Genomic DNA, 13786 nt, shown 5'->3' with positions numbered 1-13786 from the left:
CGCAAGATACCATCGACGCCTCTTCTTGTTGCACGATGCTTCCCTCGACGGACCTGCCGCCGCATGACCGACCGCCTGTATTACACCGATGCGCGCCTCGACCGCTTTACCGCCGTCGTGCTTGAGATCACCCACGACGGACAACGCGTGGTCCTCGACCGCACCGCGTTCTATCCCACCTCGGGAGGGCAACCGCACGATCTGGGCATCTTGGGCGATATCGCGGTGGTCGACGTGATCGACGATGAGGAGCGCATCGTGCATTGCCTCGTCGACCCGATCGGCGTCCCCGTGGGCTCGATGCTGGTGGGACAAATCGACACCACGCGTCGCTTCGACCACCGGCAGCAGCACACCGGCCAACACCTCCTGTCGGCCATACTCACCGACGAATTCGGCTGGCCCACGGTGAGCGTACACTTCGGTGATGACACCAACACCGTCGATGTTGCCTGCGATGACTTTGACCCCACGCTGCTCGCCACTATCGAGCGTCGCGTCAATGCCCTGATCGTGCAGAATCGTCGCGTCAGCGTGTCCTTCGAAGACGCGGCCGTGGCCTCGGACCTCCGCAAGCCGAGCGACCGCGACGGCGAGTTGCGTATCGTAACGATCGAGGGCATCGACCGCAGTGCCTGCGGCGGTACGCACGTCGACTTCACCGGCGAGATCGGCGCGATGCTGCTGCGTCGCGCCGAAAAGGCGAAGGGCAACACGCGCATCGAGTTCGTGTGCGGCCATCGCGCCGTATCCCGGGCGCGGCTCGACGCCGTGCTGCTCAGCACGTCGGCACGCACGCTGTCGGCCGCACCGCACGATCTGCCGGGACTTGTGGAACAGCAGTTGCAACGACTCGCCGATGGCGAACGTGAGCGGAAACGACTGGCCGGCGAACTGGCTCGCTATCAGGCGGCGGCGATGTGGACGGCGTGCATCCCTGGCAGCGACGGCGTGCGACGCATCGTCGCGTCCACCACCGGCGCGGTGAAGGAATCTGAACCACTTGCGCAGCAACTGGTGGCCCTCGGGTTCTGCGCGGTGTTGATATCCAATGGAGTCACTGGTGGCGTGCTAATGGCCACCGCGGAAGACACGGGGATCGACGCGGGACAGCGACTCCGTACTGCCCTGCAAGCAGTTGGTGGTCGTGGTGGTGGCTCGCCGCGCCTCGCGCAGGGCGCCGTCCCTGATCCGTCGCAGGTGAAGGTCGTACTCGAGTCCCTTGGTTTTCTCGCAACCACACCGGAGTCCTCCGCATGAAGCTCACGCGACCCGCGCCCACGGAACACGCTCCGTTCGCCTCCACGTACATCGACGCCACGGCCAACGCCCTCGCCGCGATGGGCACAGATCATATCTGGTCGTTGCTGGTGACGCAGCCGATAACCCTGGTTGAGCTGCTCGACGCCGTCGACCCCGCGCTGGTCGAGTATTCCTATGGTCCGGGGAAGTGGACGCTGGGCGAGTCGCTGGTGCACGTGTCCGACACCGAGCGGGTGTTCGCGTACCGCCTCATGCGCATTGCCCGTGGCGACATGACGCCGCTCCCGGGGTTCGATCAGGATGCCTGGGTGCCGGAAAGTCGTACCGCCGGCCGTCCACTTGACGACATTCTGACCGAAATCCAGACCGTGCGTGCCGCGACGCTGTCGCTGGTGAAGTCGCTCGACGACCAGGCGTGGAGCCAAGTCGGTGTCGCCAGCGGACATCCAATCTCTGCGCGGGCGTTGGCTTGGATGATGGCCGGACACTTCGCACACCACCTCGATCTCACCCGCGAACGGTATCTGGTGCGCTGATTGCGCCGGCCGATTTCGGCCCCCGGAATCGGCTAGATTTCGGGTCTGTGGCGCCCACTCCACTGGAGCGCCTCACTTGACCGAAATTCCGGAGCCATGTCCGTGTCCGATTTGCCCGCCGCTGCTGCCGTAACCGAGACCGAGCGTCTCGCGATCGATACGATCCGCACCCTCGCCATGGATGCGGTGCAGGCCGCCGAGTCCGGACACCCGGGCACACCAATGGCGCTCGCGCCGCTAGCCTACGCGCTGTACACGCGGCATCTGCGCCACGACCCAACAGCACCGTTGTGGGCCGACCGCGACCGCTTCGTGCTGTCGGTGGGCCATGCATCTATGCTGTTGTACGGCACGTTGCACATGGCGGGCTACGACCTCCCGCTGTCCGAGATCAAGCGCTTTCGTCAGTGGCAGAGCCTCACGCCGGGTCATCCCGAAGTCCACCACACGCCGGGTATCGAAACGACCACCGGTCCGCTTGGCCAGGGCGTCGCCAACGCCGTCGGTTTCGCCATTGCCGAATCGCATCTCGCGGCCACGTTCAACCGCCCCGGTCATGATATCGTCGATCACTACACGTACTTCGTGGCGGGCGACGGCTGCCTCATGGAAGGCATCTCACACGAAGCGGCCAGCTATGCTGGTCACTTCAAGCTCGGCAAGCTGATCGGCTTCTTCGACGACAACGGCATCACGATCGACGGCAGCACCGATCTCTCGTGCAGCGACAACGCCGAGCAGCGCTTCGCGGCGTACGGCTGGCAGGTGTTGCAGGTGCATGACGTGAACGATCTCGCGGCGATTGACGCCGCCATCGCCGCCGCGAAGGCCGACACGCAGCGTCCCACGATGATCATCACGAAAACGCACATCGGTTTCGGTTCGCCCCACAAGCAGGACACCGCCAAGGCGCACGGTGAACCGTTGGGCGCCGCTGAGATCGTGCTCACCAAGGCCGCGTACGGCTGGCCGAGTACGGAGCCGTTCTTCGTGCCCGATGCGGCACGCGCCCATTGGACCGAGCGTGTCGCGACGCGTGCCGCGTCGCACCGGGAGTGGACAACCAAGTGGGCGGCGTATCAGGCCGCGCACCCCGAGCTCGCCGCCGAGCTGCTACGTCGCAACGACGGTCGGTTGACCGACGCGCTCGACACCGCGTTCCCTGCGTTTGATACGAAGAGCGGCAACGTGGCCAGCCGCGCCGCGAGTGGTGTCGTCATCAACGCCATCGCCGCGGCGGCGCCCGAGTTGATTGGCGGCAGCGCCGACCTCACGGGCTCGAACCTCACCAACGTGAAGGGCGCGACGTACTACGCGCCCACGGCAGCGGCCGGTCGCAACTTCCATTTCGGCATTCGCGAGCACGCGATGGGCGCGATCATGAACGGCATGGGTCTGCACGGCGGCATCATCCCGTACGGCGGCACGTTCCTCGTGTTCAGCGATTACATGCGTCCGGCCATTCGCCTGGCCGCCCTGATGGGCGTGCAGGCGATCTACGTGTTCACGCACGATTCCATCGGACTCGGCGAAGATGGCCCCACACACCAGCCCATTGAACATCTCACGGCGCTACGTTGCATTCCGAACTTGATGGTGCTGCGTCCGGCCGATGCCGATGAAGTGAGTGAAGCGTGGCGCGTAGCGATCGCCCATCGCACCGGCCCATCGGCGATCGTGCTCTCACGTCAGAAGCTGTCATACTTTGGCCAGCCTGCTCGGGCACGTGCCGGCGTGCCGCGTGGGGCCTATGTGGTGGCCGACACGAATGGCGTGCCGAACGTGGTGCTGATGGCGAGCGGCTCGGAAGTCGAAATCGCGTTGGCGGCGCGTGAGCAGCTGTCCGCGCTGGGTGTGAACGCGCGCGTGGTGAGCTGTCCCAGCCTCGAACTGTTCGCCAAGCAAGACGCGTCGTATCGCGCGAGTGTCCTGCCCGCCGGTGTGCCCCGCGTGGCGGTAGAAGCGGCGCACCCGATGTCGTGGTACCAGTGGGTTGGCGACACGGGCGCGATTGTCGGCATCTCCACCTTTGGCGCCAGTGCGCCGGCGCCCACGCTGTACGAGAAGTACGGCATCAGCGCCGACAACGTAACAGCGACTGTCACGCAGCTGCTCGGCGCATAATCTCGTGACACGCTTGCTGGCCTTCATCGGCGCCACGATCGGTGGCTACGCGGGCTGGGCCGGCGGCGAACCGTTCGGCATGTTCACCGCGTTCGTGGTGAGCATCGTGCTTACCGCCGTCGGTGGGTATTACGGGCGGAAGATTGGGAAGCACTACGGCGGGTGAGGCGTTGCATTGGCGGCACTGCTGAACTGATCACACAGAGCAAAAGAGCAAAAGAGAAAAGGAGAACACGTACCTCTGTGTTCTCCTTTTCTCTTTTGCTCTGTGTGATCAGTTCAGCGGCGTCCGCCTACGGCACACACGCCTTACGGCACACACGCCTTACGGCGCACACCGCGCCAACGCGACCGGGCAACGCTCCGGATCACGCGCCGGCGCACTCGCCAAACCGCCCGGGCCACCGAACGTGTACAGCGGTAATCGGAGTGTCTGCAACTCACGACCCGGAATCGGGAAGTGAATCGGCGTGCCTTCCGGAAGCGTGCGCCAGCCGCGGGCGTCGAAAAACGCCACTACACCGCTCACACCAGCGCCTTCGATGCCCTTCTCGTAGCGGAGGGCGTCCCACAAGCTGCCACAGTCGCCATTTTCCTTGCGCGGCACACAGCCGGCTTCGTTCGGCGGACCATCGATCGTGACAGCCGGCAACTCGCCGCTCGCAATGCGCGACTTGTTGATCAGCGGCACCGCTTCGGCCGCACGACCCAGTCGAATGAGCGCCTCGGCCTTGAGCAGGTCCATCTCCGTCACCGTCATCGCGACCTGCGGACCGGACTGGTACGTGAGGTCGACACCGTTGCGCTTGTAGTAGTAGTGCGAGAAACGGTACGTCCCACGGGCGGCCTGAAAGATGTTGTTCAGGTTGTAGCCCATGTACTTGCCTACCGATGTCGGTCCCGTCGGACCCTGAATGCGGCGGTCCTTCGTGGTGATGCGGAACGGCTGCCGGCTGTCGTTTGGCGTGGCCACCCAGCTACGCCAACCGTTCGTCGAATCAGACGGGCCCACGAGCCAGTAGCTCGGACGGCCGAAGTCCGACGGACGTCCCGCCGTGCGCAGGCGCGCCAGCAGACGCTTCCAGTCGTCGAAGAAGACATCGGGCTGTGCCGACGGAGCGAAGTCCGTCTGAATGCCCGCATCCACGCGCCGAATCACTTCCGCCCAGTTCACCGCGGCACGCTCTTCACGCGTGCGGGCCGAGTACACCAGCAGCCGTGCGGCGAACGCGTTCGCGAGTCGCACGAACTGGTCCTTGGTGAGCGCCTGATACAGCCACCCGTCCACCGGGAACGTCATCGTGGGTTGCGCGTTCGCCGTCGCGATCGCAACGTCGAGCTGCGTGATGCCAAAGGTCGTGACCACCTTGTAGTCGCTGAACGTCGGCGCCACACCAGTGAGCGTATCCAGCTTGGTGGTCTCGTCAACCAACGCGGCCTTGTCGAAATACAGACCGAGATAGCCGTACGAGATACCCTGCATGAACTTGCCCATCGCCTTCGCCCGTGCCGTGCGCGGCGCATCCCCGATGACCAGTCCGCGATCGATAGCACCCACCACGTCGTTCGCGGCGGAGATGGTGCGGTACAACTGAAACCACGGCTGCTCGTTTACCAGCCGACGCGCGTTCACCGGACTGTTATTCCACGACTGACGCGGCTCGGCAGAGAGCTCGAGTTGTCCGAAGTCCGCGAAGCCGGACGTCATCTCGCGCGCCATCGTGCTGAACGCCCACGACGGATAGTCATCGTGGCCCGCAACAGGCCACCACGTGCGGAACGACGTGGCAACGAAGGATTCCGTGGTCACCGGCTGCGCCGTGGCGCGCTCGGCATCGGGCCGGTTTGGGTTCACCACATCGAGGTCCTGACAGGACGCCGCGAGGAGGGTGAGGCCAATCGGCAGAGCGATCTTCTTGAGAGTCGAATTCATGAGTTGAGGCTCGCCGATCAGAAGGTGATTTCGAAGCTGCCCGTGACCGTGCGATAGCGCGGATACGAGAAGCTGTCGAGGCGGCTGAGCACACTGCCGACTTCGGGGTCGTACCCCTTATAGCTGGTGAGCGTGACCAGGTTGCGACCAATGAGCGAGACCGACGCCTGTTCAGCGCCGAGACGTGCTAGGGCCCGTGAGAAGCTGCTCGGCAGACGGTACTTGAGCGACACCTCACGCAGCTTCACGAAGCTCGCGTCTTCCACGAAGTAGCTCGTGGGATCGTTGGCGGCGTACAGCGAGACATAGTACTCGATAGGCTTCTTGAGCTCTTGCGCCTTACCCGCCTGGTCCACGTCGCGACTGCGCTGGTACTGGTACATGCGCTGATTGGTCTGGTTGTACACGTCGCCGCCAACTTGGGCGTCCCACAACATGAACAACTGCACGCCGCGCCAGCCGATCGTGTTCGACACGCCGAACCGCAAGTCCGGATTGCCGTCGCCGATACGCGTGACGGCCGCGTTGCCTGTCGAGTCGATGGCGCGGACCGGCATTCCCCACTGGTATGACTGGCTGCCGATCGTCACTGCCGGCGTGCCCCACAGGCGCTTGGTCTCGCCATCGGTGTACGCGTTGCCGGCACCGACATACACGAGCAGGCCTTCGTCGTTGCGCGCGAATTCGCTCGCGCGTGACTGCGCGCCGGCCGGCAGCTCGGAGGCGTCACCGATAAAGCGGAAGCCGTACATGTTGCCGAGCGTCTCACCCGCACACCGGAAACCCACCGTGTTGGTGGTGAAGCAGGGGCGATTGAACTCCGTGATCTTGTTGCGCGACCGATCGGCCACGAGGCCGGCCCGCCACGTGAAATTCGGCTTGCGCACGATCTGCGCTTCGATGGTACCTTCGAGCGTATTGCCCGTCACGGTGCCGGCGTTCTGCCACTGGTTCGCGTAGCCGAAGTAGCCGGCCAACGGAATCAGCAAGAGCTGCTCGGAGGTCACCTGCCGCGCATACGAGAGCTGAATCGAGTAGCGATTCTTCACGATGGCGTCGATGCCGATTTCGGTCTCCTTCGAGTACTCGGGCTTCAGGAACTTGTTGCCGAGGTTCTGCTTCACCAGGCCGCCGCCTTCGATGAAGTTGAAGGTCTCGTACTGGTCGTTGAAGTCGGGGCGGCCACCGGCCGTACCCTGCGACGCGCGCAGCTTGAACTCGTTGAAGACGTTCTTGAGCGGGAACCACGTCTCTTCGGAAAGGCGGTACGCGGCGGAACCGCGATAGTACCAGTTCTCCTGCTCCTCGGGACCGAATAGCGAACTGCCGTCCATGCGCGCGAGACCGTCTACGATGAGCTTCCCGCGATAGTCCGCGGCGGCACTCACGAAAAACGAGTTGGTCCGGATCGTCTCGCTCGTCGAATTGACGAAGCGGACGGTCGCGTTATTCAGGCTGTTCACGCCTGGCGTCGAGAAGATCTGGCCACTCGCATTCACGAGGTCGTTCGTCTCGCGCTCCATCAGGCCGCGCACCGTGCTGCGCAGCGTGACGCTGCCAACGCGCTTGAGCAGGTTGGCGGAGAGCGACGCGTTCAAGGCGTTGGTCACGCCATTGAACCGCGAGATCTCACCCGGGCCGCCATTGCCGAAGCCCTCCGTCTTCACACCCTGATCGAGGAAGAAGTCGGTGGAGCGATCGGAGCGATCGTAGGAGAGGTTGCCGTCCACGGTGAGCCACGACCGCGGCGCGTAGCGCGCTTCCATGGCACCCTGCGTGCGGGCGCGATTCCGATTGCGGGTTTCGGTGGACAGCACGTACAGCGGGTTCTCTTCGCGTCCTTCGAAGTCGGGCTGAAAGATGAACGGCGTGCCGTCCGGATCAGGCTGACGCAGGTCTACATCAGGTGCCTGATTGATGAGGTCGAAAAACGTATCGTCGTACAGGTTCAGGCGCGTTGAGCGGCTATGGTACGCACTAACGCCAATGCTGAGATCACTGCGCGGACGATGATCGAGATTCAGTCGGAAGTCGTTCTGATCGTATCGGCCGCTATTGAGGACTACACCGTCTTCCTTCTGATTCACGTACGAGAAGAACCAGTTGGTCTTGCCACCGTTCTGCGCAATGTTCAACGAGTTGCGCGTGAAGTCGCCTGGATTGAAGAAGCGATCCACCTGATCGTAGAACGTCCCCGCCTTGAAGGGGTTGTCCTGAAAGCGCGCGTAAATGGGATCCGGCACGCGCAGCTCGCGGGGAACCACCTGGCCCGCTACGTTCAGAAAGTCGCCCTGCTCATTTGACAGGAACGAGTGCTGCTGCGCCCAATTCACCTTGCGACCGAGTTCGTTGTTGCCGTATTCGGTGCGCAGCGTGAACTTCGTGGTGCCTTCGGCCAGGCCGATACCGCGGCGCGTCCGAATCTGGATCACACCGGACCCGGCGCGGGATCCGTACAGTGAGGCCGCGGCCGCGCCCTTCACGACTTCGATGCTCTCGATGTCCATTGACTGGAGATCGGCGCTCGCCGCGTCGAACGATGCGGACTGGATGACACCGTCAACCACCACCAGTGGTGACGTGCTCTTGCTGATCGAGGTCGGCGTCCGCAGCTGAATGTTCGTCCCGCTACCGGCCTGTCCGGTCGGGATCACACTCACGCCGGCGATCTTGCCCTGAATCGTCTCAAGGGCGTTCGTCGCGGGCACCGGCGCGTCTTCTGCGCTCACGCGACCCACGGAGAACGGCACGCGAGTGCCCGCGGTGGGGTCCACAACGCCGGTGGTCACCATCGCCTGCAGATTGAGCGCGGCCGCATTCATCTTCACGTCGTACGTGAGCGTGCCACCTGCCGTCACCACAATGCCGACGCGCACGATGCGGCGATAGCCGAGCCGGATCGCCTCGAGGCCATACGTACCGGCCGGTACGGTCGGAAACGTGAAGCGACCATCAGGATTCGTGCGCGCCTCGAGGCGCGTGGTCCCGCGCGAGAGGAAGAGTTGCACCGATTGGAGCGGCTGCCCGGAAGCAGTGTCGGATACCACACCCACGACGCGGCCAGGAGCCGTGTCCTGCGCGTGGAGGGCCGAAGTGCCGGCGAGGCCGAGCACCAGTGAAGCCGCGAGCATGAGCGGCGCGACGAAGCGAGGGACCATCTTTCCTCCAAAGAAATCTTGCTGACATAGGCTCAGCGGCAGGCTGCATCGCGTGTGCGACAGTGCCAGCCACCGTGCGGTGCGAACGGGACGCACTATGCAGTATACGAAGACGGCCGCCGAGACGTTCGACGAAATCGCTTCTCGTCGTGCTGACGCGGGCTGGGCCGACGGCGAACCATTCGGCATATTCACCGCGTTCGTGGGGAGCATCGTGCTGACCGCGGTCGGCGGGTATTACGGGCGGAAGATTGGGAAGCACTACGGCGGGTGATTCGCCGAATTGGCGGTATCACTGAACTGATCACAGAGAGAAAAAGAGAGAAGGAGAACACAGAGGTACGTGTTCTCCTTCTCTCCTTTTCTCCTTTTCTCTTTTGCTTTGTGTGATCAGTTCCGACCAACACGCGCGAGTGCTTGCGCAAACGCGGCACCGTGCGGAGTGTCCAGTGCACTGCTTGCAGCCCATTGATTCCGGTACAGGCCCGTGATGGACCACCGGAGTGGGCGCGCCGACAGTGTGCCTTGGCTCACCTTGCACGTACCCACGCCATCATGACTCCAGCCCGCCGCTCGTTTAAAGCGCCGTTCAGCCGCCCGCAGCTGCGCGCACTCGCCGACGACCAGTCCTACAAACGCGGCCAGCGCTACGCGGCCGATGGTCGGGTGGGCGATATTGCCGACAACGACGGCCATATTTCTGCCACGGTGCATGGCACCATGCGCTATCGCACCGGTTTGCGATTCGCCGGATCGCGCGTGACATGGGAGTGCACGTGCCCAGTGGGCGATGACGGCAGCTGCTGCAAACATTGCGTAGCCCTGGGGCTGACGTGGCTGGAGCGTTCAGCGATCGGCGACGGGAGCGAGACGGCCACAACAGGCGCCGGTGCGCCCCGTAAGCGCGCGGCGGTCAAGAAGGTCGCAGGCCGGCCGTTAACCATGAAGGACATTCGTGCGCATCTGTCCAGCCTGCCACTGGACGCGTTGGTGAATTTGCTGATCACGCGGGCGATGCAGGACGAGCAATTGCACCAGCAGTTGTTGCTCAGCACCACCAAGTCTGTTGCCGGCGGCGTGAACATCAATGCTTGGCGACGCACGCTAACGGCGGCCATGGAAACCGGCGAGTACGTGCACTACCGAGAAGCCAGCGGCTATTTCTCACAGATCGAAGAGGTCCTCGCAGCGATCGCCGAGATCACGATCGCACACCCCGATGCCGTCATTGAACTGGTCGAACATGCGCTGGAGTTAATGGAGCGCGCCATCCAACACGTTGACGATTCCGATGGCGGTGGCAGCGAGGTTCTCGAACGACTGCAGCGCATGCACCTGGCCGCCTGCATTCGAGCGCGTCCGGATCCTGAAGCGCTGGCACGACGTCTGTTTGCATGGGAGATGCGGAGCGAGTGTGACATTTTTTCTGGTGCTCACACGCGCTATGCCCGCGTGTTTGGCAAGAAAGGGTCGAGCGTGTACCGCGCCTTGGCGGACGCCGCGTGGGCGAAGACTCCCGCCCTGCACGCCGGGCACCATGACCGGAGCTTTGCCGGCAATCGGTCTCGGATCACGGCCATCATGGAGGCGCTGGCAACGCAAGCCGGAGACATCGATGCCATTGCCGATATAAGAGCGCGCGACCTGTCGCACGCGTACAGCTACCTATGCATTGCGGAGTTGTACCACGGCGCCAAGCGTCACAGCGACGCTATCATGTGGGCCGAGCGAGGCATGGCCGCGTTTCCTGACCGGACAGATCGCCGGCTTCGCAGCTTTCTGGCCGCAGAGTATCAACAGCACGGGCGCGCCGACGAGGCATTGGCGCTCCTCTGGCACAATTTCACCGACCATCTCTGTCTTGAGCATTATGTCGCACTCCATGCCGTGGCACACGCCGCCGGCGTGTGGTCCACATTCCGGGTCCGGGCAATTGCCGCAGTGCGGAAGCATGTCAGTGTGCGGAGCGGCGCCGTGGCGCGGGGATACGCGCCATTGCCGCGCGACGGAACCCTGTTGATTGAGATTCTTCTGTGGGAAGAAAATGTAGAAGAGGCATGGCAGGTAGCAGAGGCCTCCGGTTGCCGCGATGACATGCTGATGCGACTGGCAGAGCTACGTGAAACGTCGCACCCGGCGGATGCCGTGCGGGTGTATCAGGCCTCGGTAGAACGTACGCTGGCGCAGAAAAACAGCCAAGCGTACCAGGACACCGTGAAACAACTCAAGGTCATTGCGCGCGTGATGAAGCGCGCGGTGCCGCTGTCGGCGAGCAACGGCAGTTTCCGAGCCTACCTTGAGGCGGTACGTGTGCGCCACAAGCCCAAGCGAAATTTCATGAAACTGCTGGACGCGGCGCGGTTCTGACCGGTGTGTCGGTGGCCGGCTGCCGGCTGCCGCCGTCAATGAGCGGCCCCGGTGAACGCGCCTCTCCTCAAGGCCGAGCTGCGCGGACCATTGAGTACCAGCTCGGCGAACTCAGAATGGCAAAGGTGATACTGCGCTTCAAACTCCGCCGGTGGCAAGTAGCCACGATACTCGTCATTTAAGGCTCTAGACGCGGTCGGCGGCGTGGCGAGTTGGGTGTCTTCGTCGGGGGCGGCGCGGGTAGCTCCTTCTCGGGTGTTTGCCCCGACAGGGCACGATGTGCCCGCAGCTGAAGCGGACGTGCTCCGCGCGGAGCTCGTGCAGGAGCGCTGGTGTCGGCGCGCCAAGTCCTGAGGGAGAGCGCAGCCAGATGCGGCGGCGTGCGACGGGTGCGCGACGCGCGGGGGTAAACGAGAGGGTATCCGGGTCGAGTGCGTGCGGCCGGGGACCCAGCGCGGCCCAGGTCGCCGCTGCCTGGTGCCACGGCATCGAAGCCAACACCGCCACGATCCGCCAGGCAGAGCATGTCGCGGGTCAGGGACGGTACGACCGCGCCTGCGAGATCCCCGACGGTCCCGCCGGCGCGGTGATGGTGCCAGGCTCCCCGAGCCAGCGCACGCCTTCGAGCAGACCGCGCAGCACCGACACGCGTGGTGACCTCCGCATGCAAGGCGAGCGCGAGCGCGTAGTGTAGATCATCACGTGCGCCGGCAGGTCGCTCGCGCGCTGGCTCAACCGCTCTGCATCGAACGGCACCTGTACCACGGTCTCCAACGGGAATCGCGCGACAACACGCCCATGCTGCGGTGATCGGTCAGGCGTGTCCCTGCAGGAAGCCATGCGGCCGTCCGCGCCATCTCCGGCTCCGAGGCAGGTGTCCGGACACGCAAGGCGTTGCCAGTCGCTACGTGAAGAGTATTCGGGGTAGGACGGATGTCGCGTGCGGCGTCGTTATGCGCCGTGGCGGTATCTCCGCAATGCGCGTTGAACTCAACCGCTGCGCGGTAGTTGCTGTTGAGGACGGTTCCCCTTGGGGGACCGTCCTTTTGCGGTGCGGCGGGCGACGGTCACGTCGCGGGAGCAGGTCCTTCTTTCCCGCAGACGGAGGTTCTGATGCAGACGCTCACCGACCGGATGGGCGACGACATGCGGTTGCGCGGATTCGCGCTGAAAACGCAGCAGGCGTACCATGGCGCGGTCGTCCGCGTGGCGACGCATTTCGCGCGATTACCCGACACGCTGGACACGCTCACCGAAGACGAGCTGAGGGCGTTCTTCCTCGCGCTGGTCACGACGCGCCAGGTCTCGCGGAGCACGCTGATCGTGTACCGCAGCGGGATTCGCTTTTTGTACGAAGTCACGTTGCACCGTGCGTGGCCGGTCTTTGATCTCGTGCGACCGGCGAAGCGGCACGTCTTGCCCGTCGTGCTGTCGACCGGTGAAGTGCGGACGTTGCTGGCATCGGTACAAGATCCGCGCGCCCGCATGGCCCTCACCGTGATCTACTCGTGCGGGCTTCGGCTCTCCGAAGGCTGCCAGCGCCTGACCAGTGATATCGACAGTGCGCGCATGGTCGTGCACGCGCGCGCCGGGAAAGGCGGACGGGATCGCTATGTGCCGCTGCCACAGCGGACGCTCGAGTTGCTGCGGGTGTCTTGGCGGACGGCCGCGCCGCGACCGCGCTGTGGGCTCCCGCGCGGGCCGTGGGTGTTTGCGAATCGTGAGGCCACGGGGGCGCTGCATGCGACGAGTCTGCAGAAGACCTTCGCCGCCGTGGTGCGCGCGAGTGCGCTCACGAAGCACGAGTCCATTCATACGCTGCGGCATTCGTCTGCGACGCATCTCTTGGCGTGCGGCGTGCATCTGCGGGCGATTCAAGAGCTGCTCGGACATCAGAGCCCGGCGACGACGGCGATCTACACGCACATCACGCCGCAGGTGACCGACGTGCTGCAGCGTACGGTGAATGCCCTGATGGCGGCGTTGTCGTCACGCGCCTGGTGCGCAGCCATGACCGTCGCGGCGGCCGTGCGACAGTTCGCGCCGGCGTATGGGGCGCGCTTCGGCGCCACGATGCCGGCGGGCCACCGGCGTGTCCTCGAGGATCTCGCGGCGTGTCGGACCGCCGCGATGGGTGGACACGTCACGCCGTGTGACGCCTGCGGCCACGAGCACTTCGTGTATCACTCGTGTCGCCATCGCAGCTGCCCTTCCTGTCACGGCGTCAGTACACGCGCTTGGCTCACCGCACGGGAGACGGAGCTCCTTCCGGTGCCGTACTTCCATGTGGTCTTCACGCTCCCCGCCGAGTTGCGCGCGATTGTGCGCACCCACGCGCGTGTGCTGCTCCCGGTGTTGATGCAAACGGCCGCTGCCGCACGGCAGGCGCTCGCGGCCGATCCGCA

At 64.3% G+C, this 13786-nt stretch carries 10 protein-coding genes; 7 read left to right on the top strand and 3 right to left on the bottom strand.

Annotation, left to right across the window (positions count from 1 at the left end; translation table 11 throughout):
• Positions 1 to 63: 63 nt before the first annotated feature.
• The 4 genes from ACLL97_RS04695 (at position 64) to ACLL97_RS04680 (ending at position 4089) form a co-directional block, all read left to right on the top strand.
• Complete coding sequence (locus ACLL97_RS04695; RefSeq protein WP_411279321.1) at positions 64 to 1260, top strand: alanyl-tRNA editing protein; 1197 nt, start codon at positions 64 to 66, stop codon at positions 1258 to 1260.
• The gene (locus ACLL97_RS04690) at positions 1257 to 1799 is read left to right on the top strand and encodes a DinB family protein (RefSeq protein ID WP_411279320.1); all 543 of its coding nucleotides are present in this window, start codon (positions 1257 to 1259) and stop codon (positions 1797 to 1799) included. Before ACLL97_RS04695 ends, ACLL97_RS04690 begins: the two co-directional genes overlap by 4 nt.
• Positions 1800 to 1895: 96 nt before the next feature.
• Positions 1896 to 3923: a transketolase gene (tkt, locus tag ACLL97_RS04685; protein ID WP_411279319.1), complete on the top strand. Its 2028-nt coding sequence runs from the start codon at positions 1896 to 1898 to the stop codon at positions 3921 to 3923.
• Between the two features lie 4 nt (positions 3924 to 3927).
• A complete protein-coding gene (locus ACLL97_RS04680) occupies positions 3928 to 4089 on the top strand; it encodes a hypothetical protein (protein WP_411279318.1) in 162 nt (53 codons plus the stop codon).
• Positions 4090 to 4248: 159 nt separating this feature from the next.
• Here ACLL97_RS04680 and ACLL97_RS04675 read toward each other — a convergent pair whose 3' ends face one another.
• Both ACLL97_RS04675 and ACLL97_RS04670 read right to left on the bottom strand, forming a co-directional pair.
• A complete protein-coding gene (locus ACLL97_RS04675; protein ID WP_411279317.1) occupies positions 4249 to 5856 on the bottom strand; it encodes a hypothetical protein in 1608 nt (535 codons plus the stop codon).
• 17 nt (positions 5857 to 5873) lie between these two features.
• Positions 5874 to 8987, bottom strand: coding sequence for a SusC/RagA family TonB-linked outer membrane protein (locus ACLL97_RS04670; protein ID WP_411279316.1), 3114 nt, complete (start codon positions 8985 to 8987; stop codon positions 5874 to 5876).
• Between the two features lie 124 nt (positions 8988 to 9111).
• Between ACLL97_RS04670 and ACLL97_RS04665 the strand changes: the two genes are divergently transcribed.
• Together ACLL97_RS04665 and ACLL97_RS04660 are read left to right on the top strand one after the other, a co-directional pair.
• On the top strand, positions 9112 to 9288 hold the full coding sequence (locus ACLL97_RS04665) for a hypothetical protein (protein WP_411279315.1): 177 nt from the start codon (positions 9112 to 9114) through the stop codon (positions 9286 to 9288).
• Positions 9289 to 9569: 281 nt separating this feature from the next.
• On the top strand, positions 9570 to 11381 hold the full coding sequence (locus ACLL97_RS04660; RefSeq protein ID WP_411279314.1) for an SWIM zinc finger domain-containing protein: 1812 nt from the start codon (positions 9570 to 9572) through the stop codon (positions 11379 to 11381).
• A gap of 534 nt (positions 11382 to 11915) precedes the next feature.
• Here ACLL97_RS04660 and ACLL97_RS04655 read toward each other — a convergent pair.
• The gene (locus tag ACLL97_RS04655; protein ID WP_411279313.1) at positions 11916 to 12047 is read right to left on the bottom strand and encodes a hypothetical protein; all 132 of its coding nucleotides are present in this window, start codon (positions 12045 to 12047) and stop codon (positions 11916 to 11918) included.
• A 447-nt stretch (positions 12048 to 12494) separates the two neighbouring features.
• Between ACLL97_RS04655 and ACLL97_RS04650 the strand changes: the two genes are divergently transcribed.
• A partial coding sequence (locus tag ACLL97_RS04650) for a transposase zinc-binding domain-containing protein (RefSeq protein WP_411279312.1) occupies positions 12495 to 13786 on the top strand: 1292 nt, incomplete at its 3' end.

Source organism: Gemmatimonas sp. (assembly GCF_046594945.1).
In the GTDB taxonomy this organism is placed as follows: Bacteria; Gemmatimonadota; Gemmatimonadetes; order Gemmatimonadales; family Gemmatimonadaceae; genus Gemmatimonas.
This window is presented reverse-complemented; position numbering and strand designations above follow the sequence as displayed.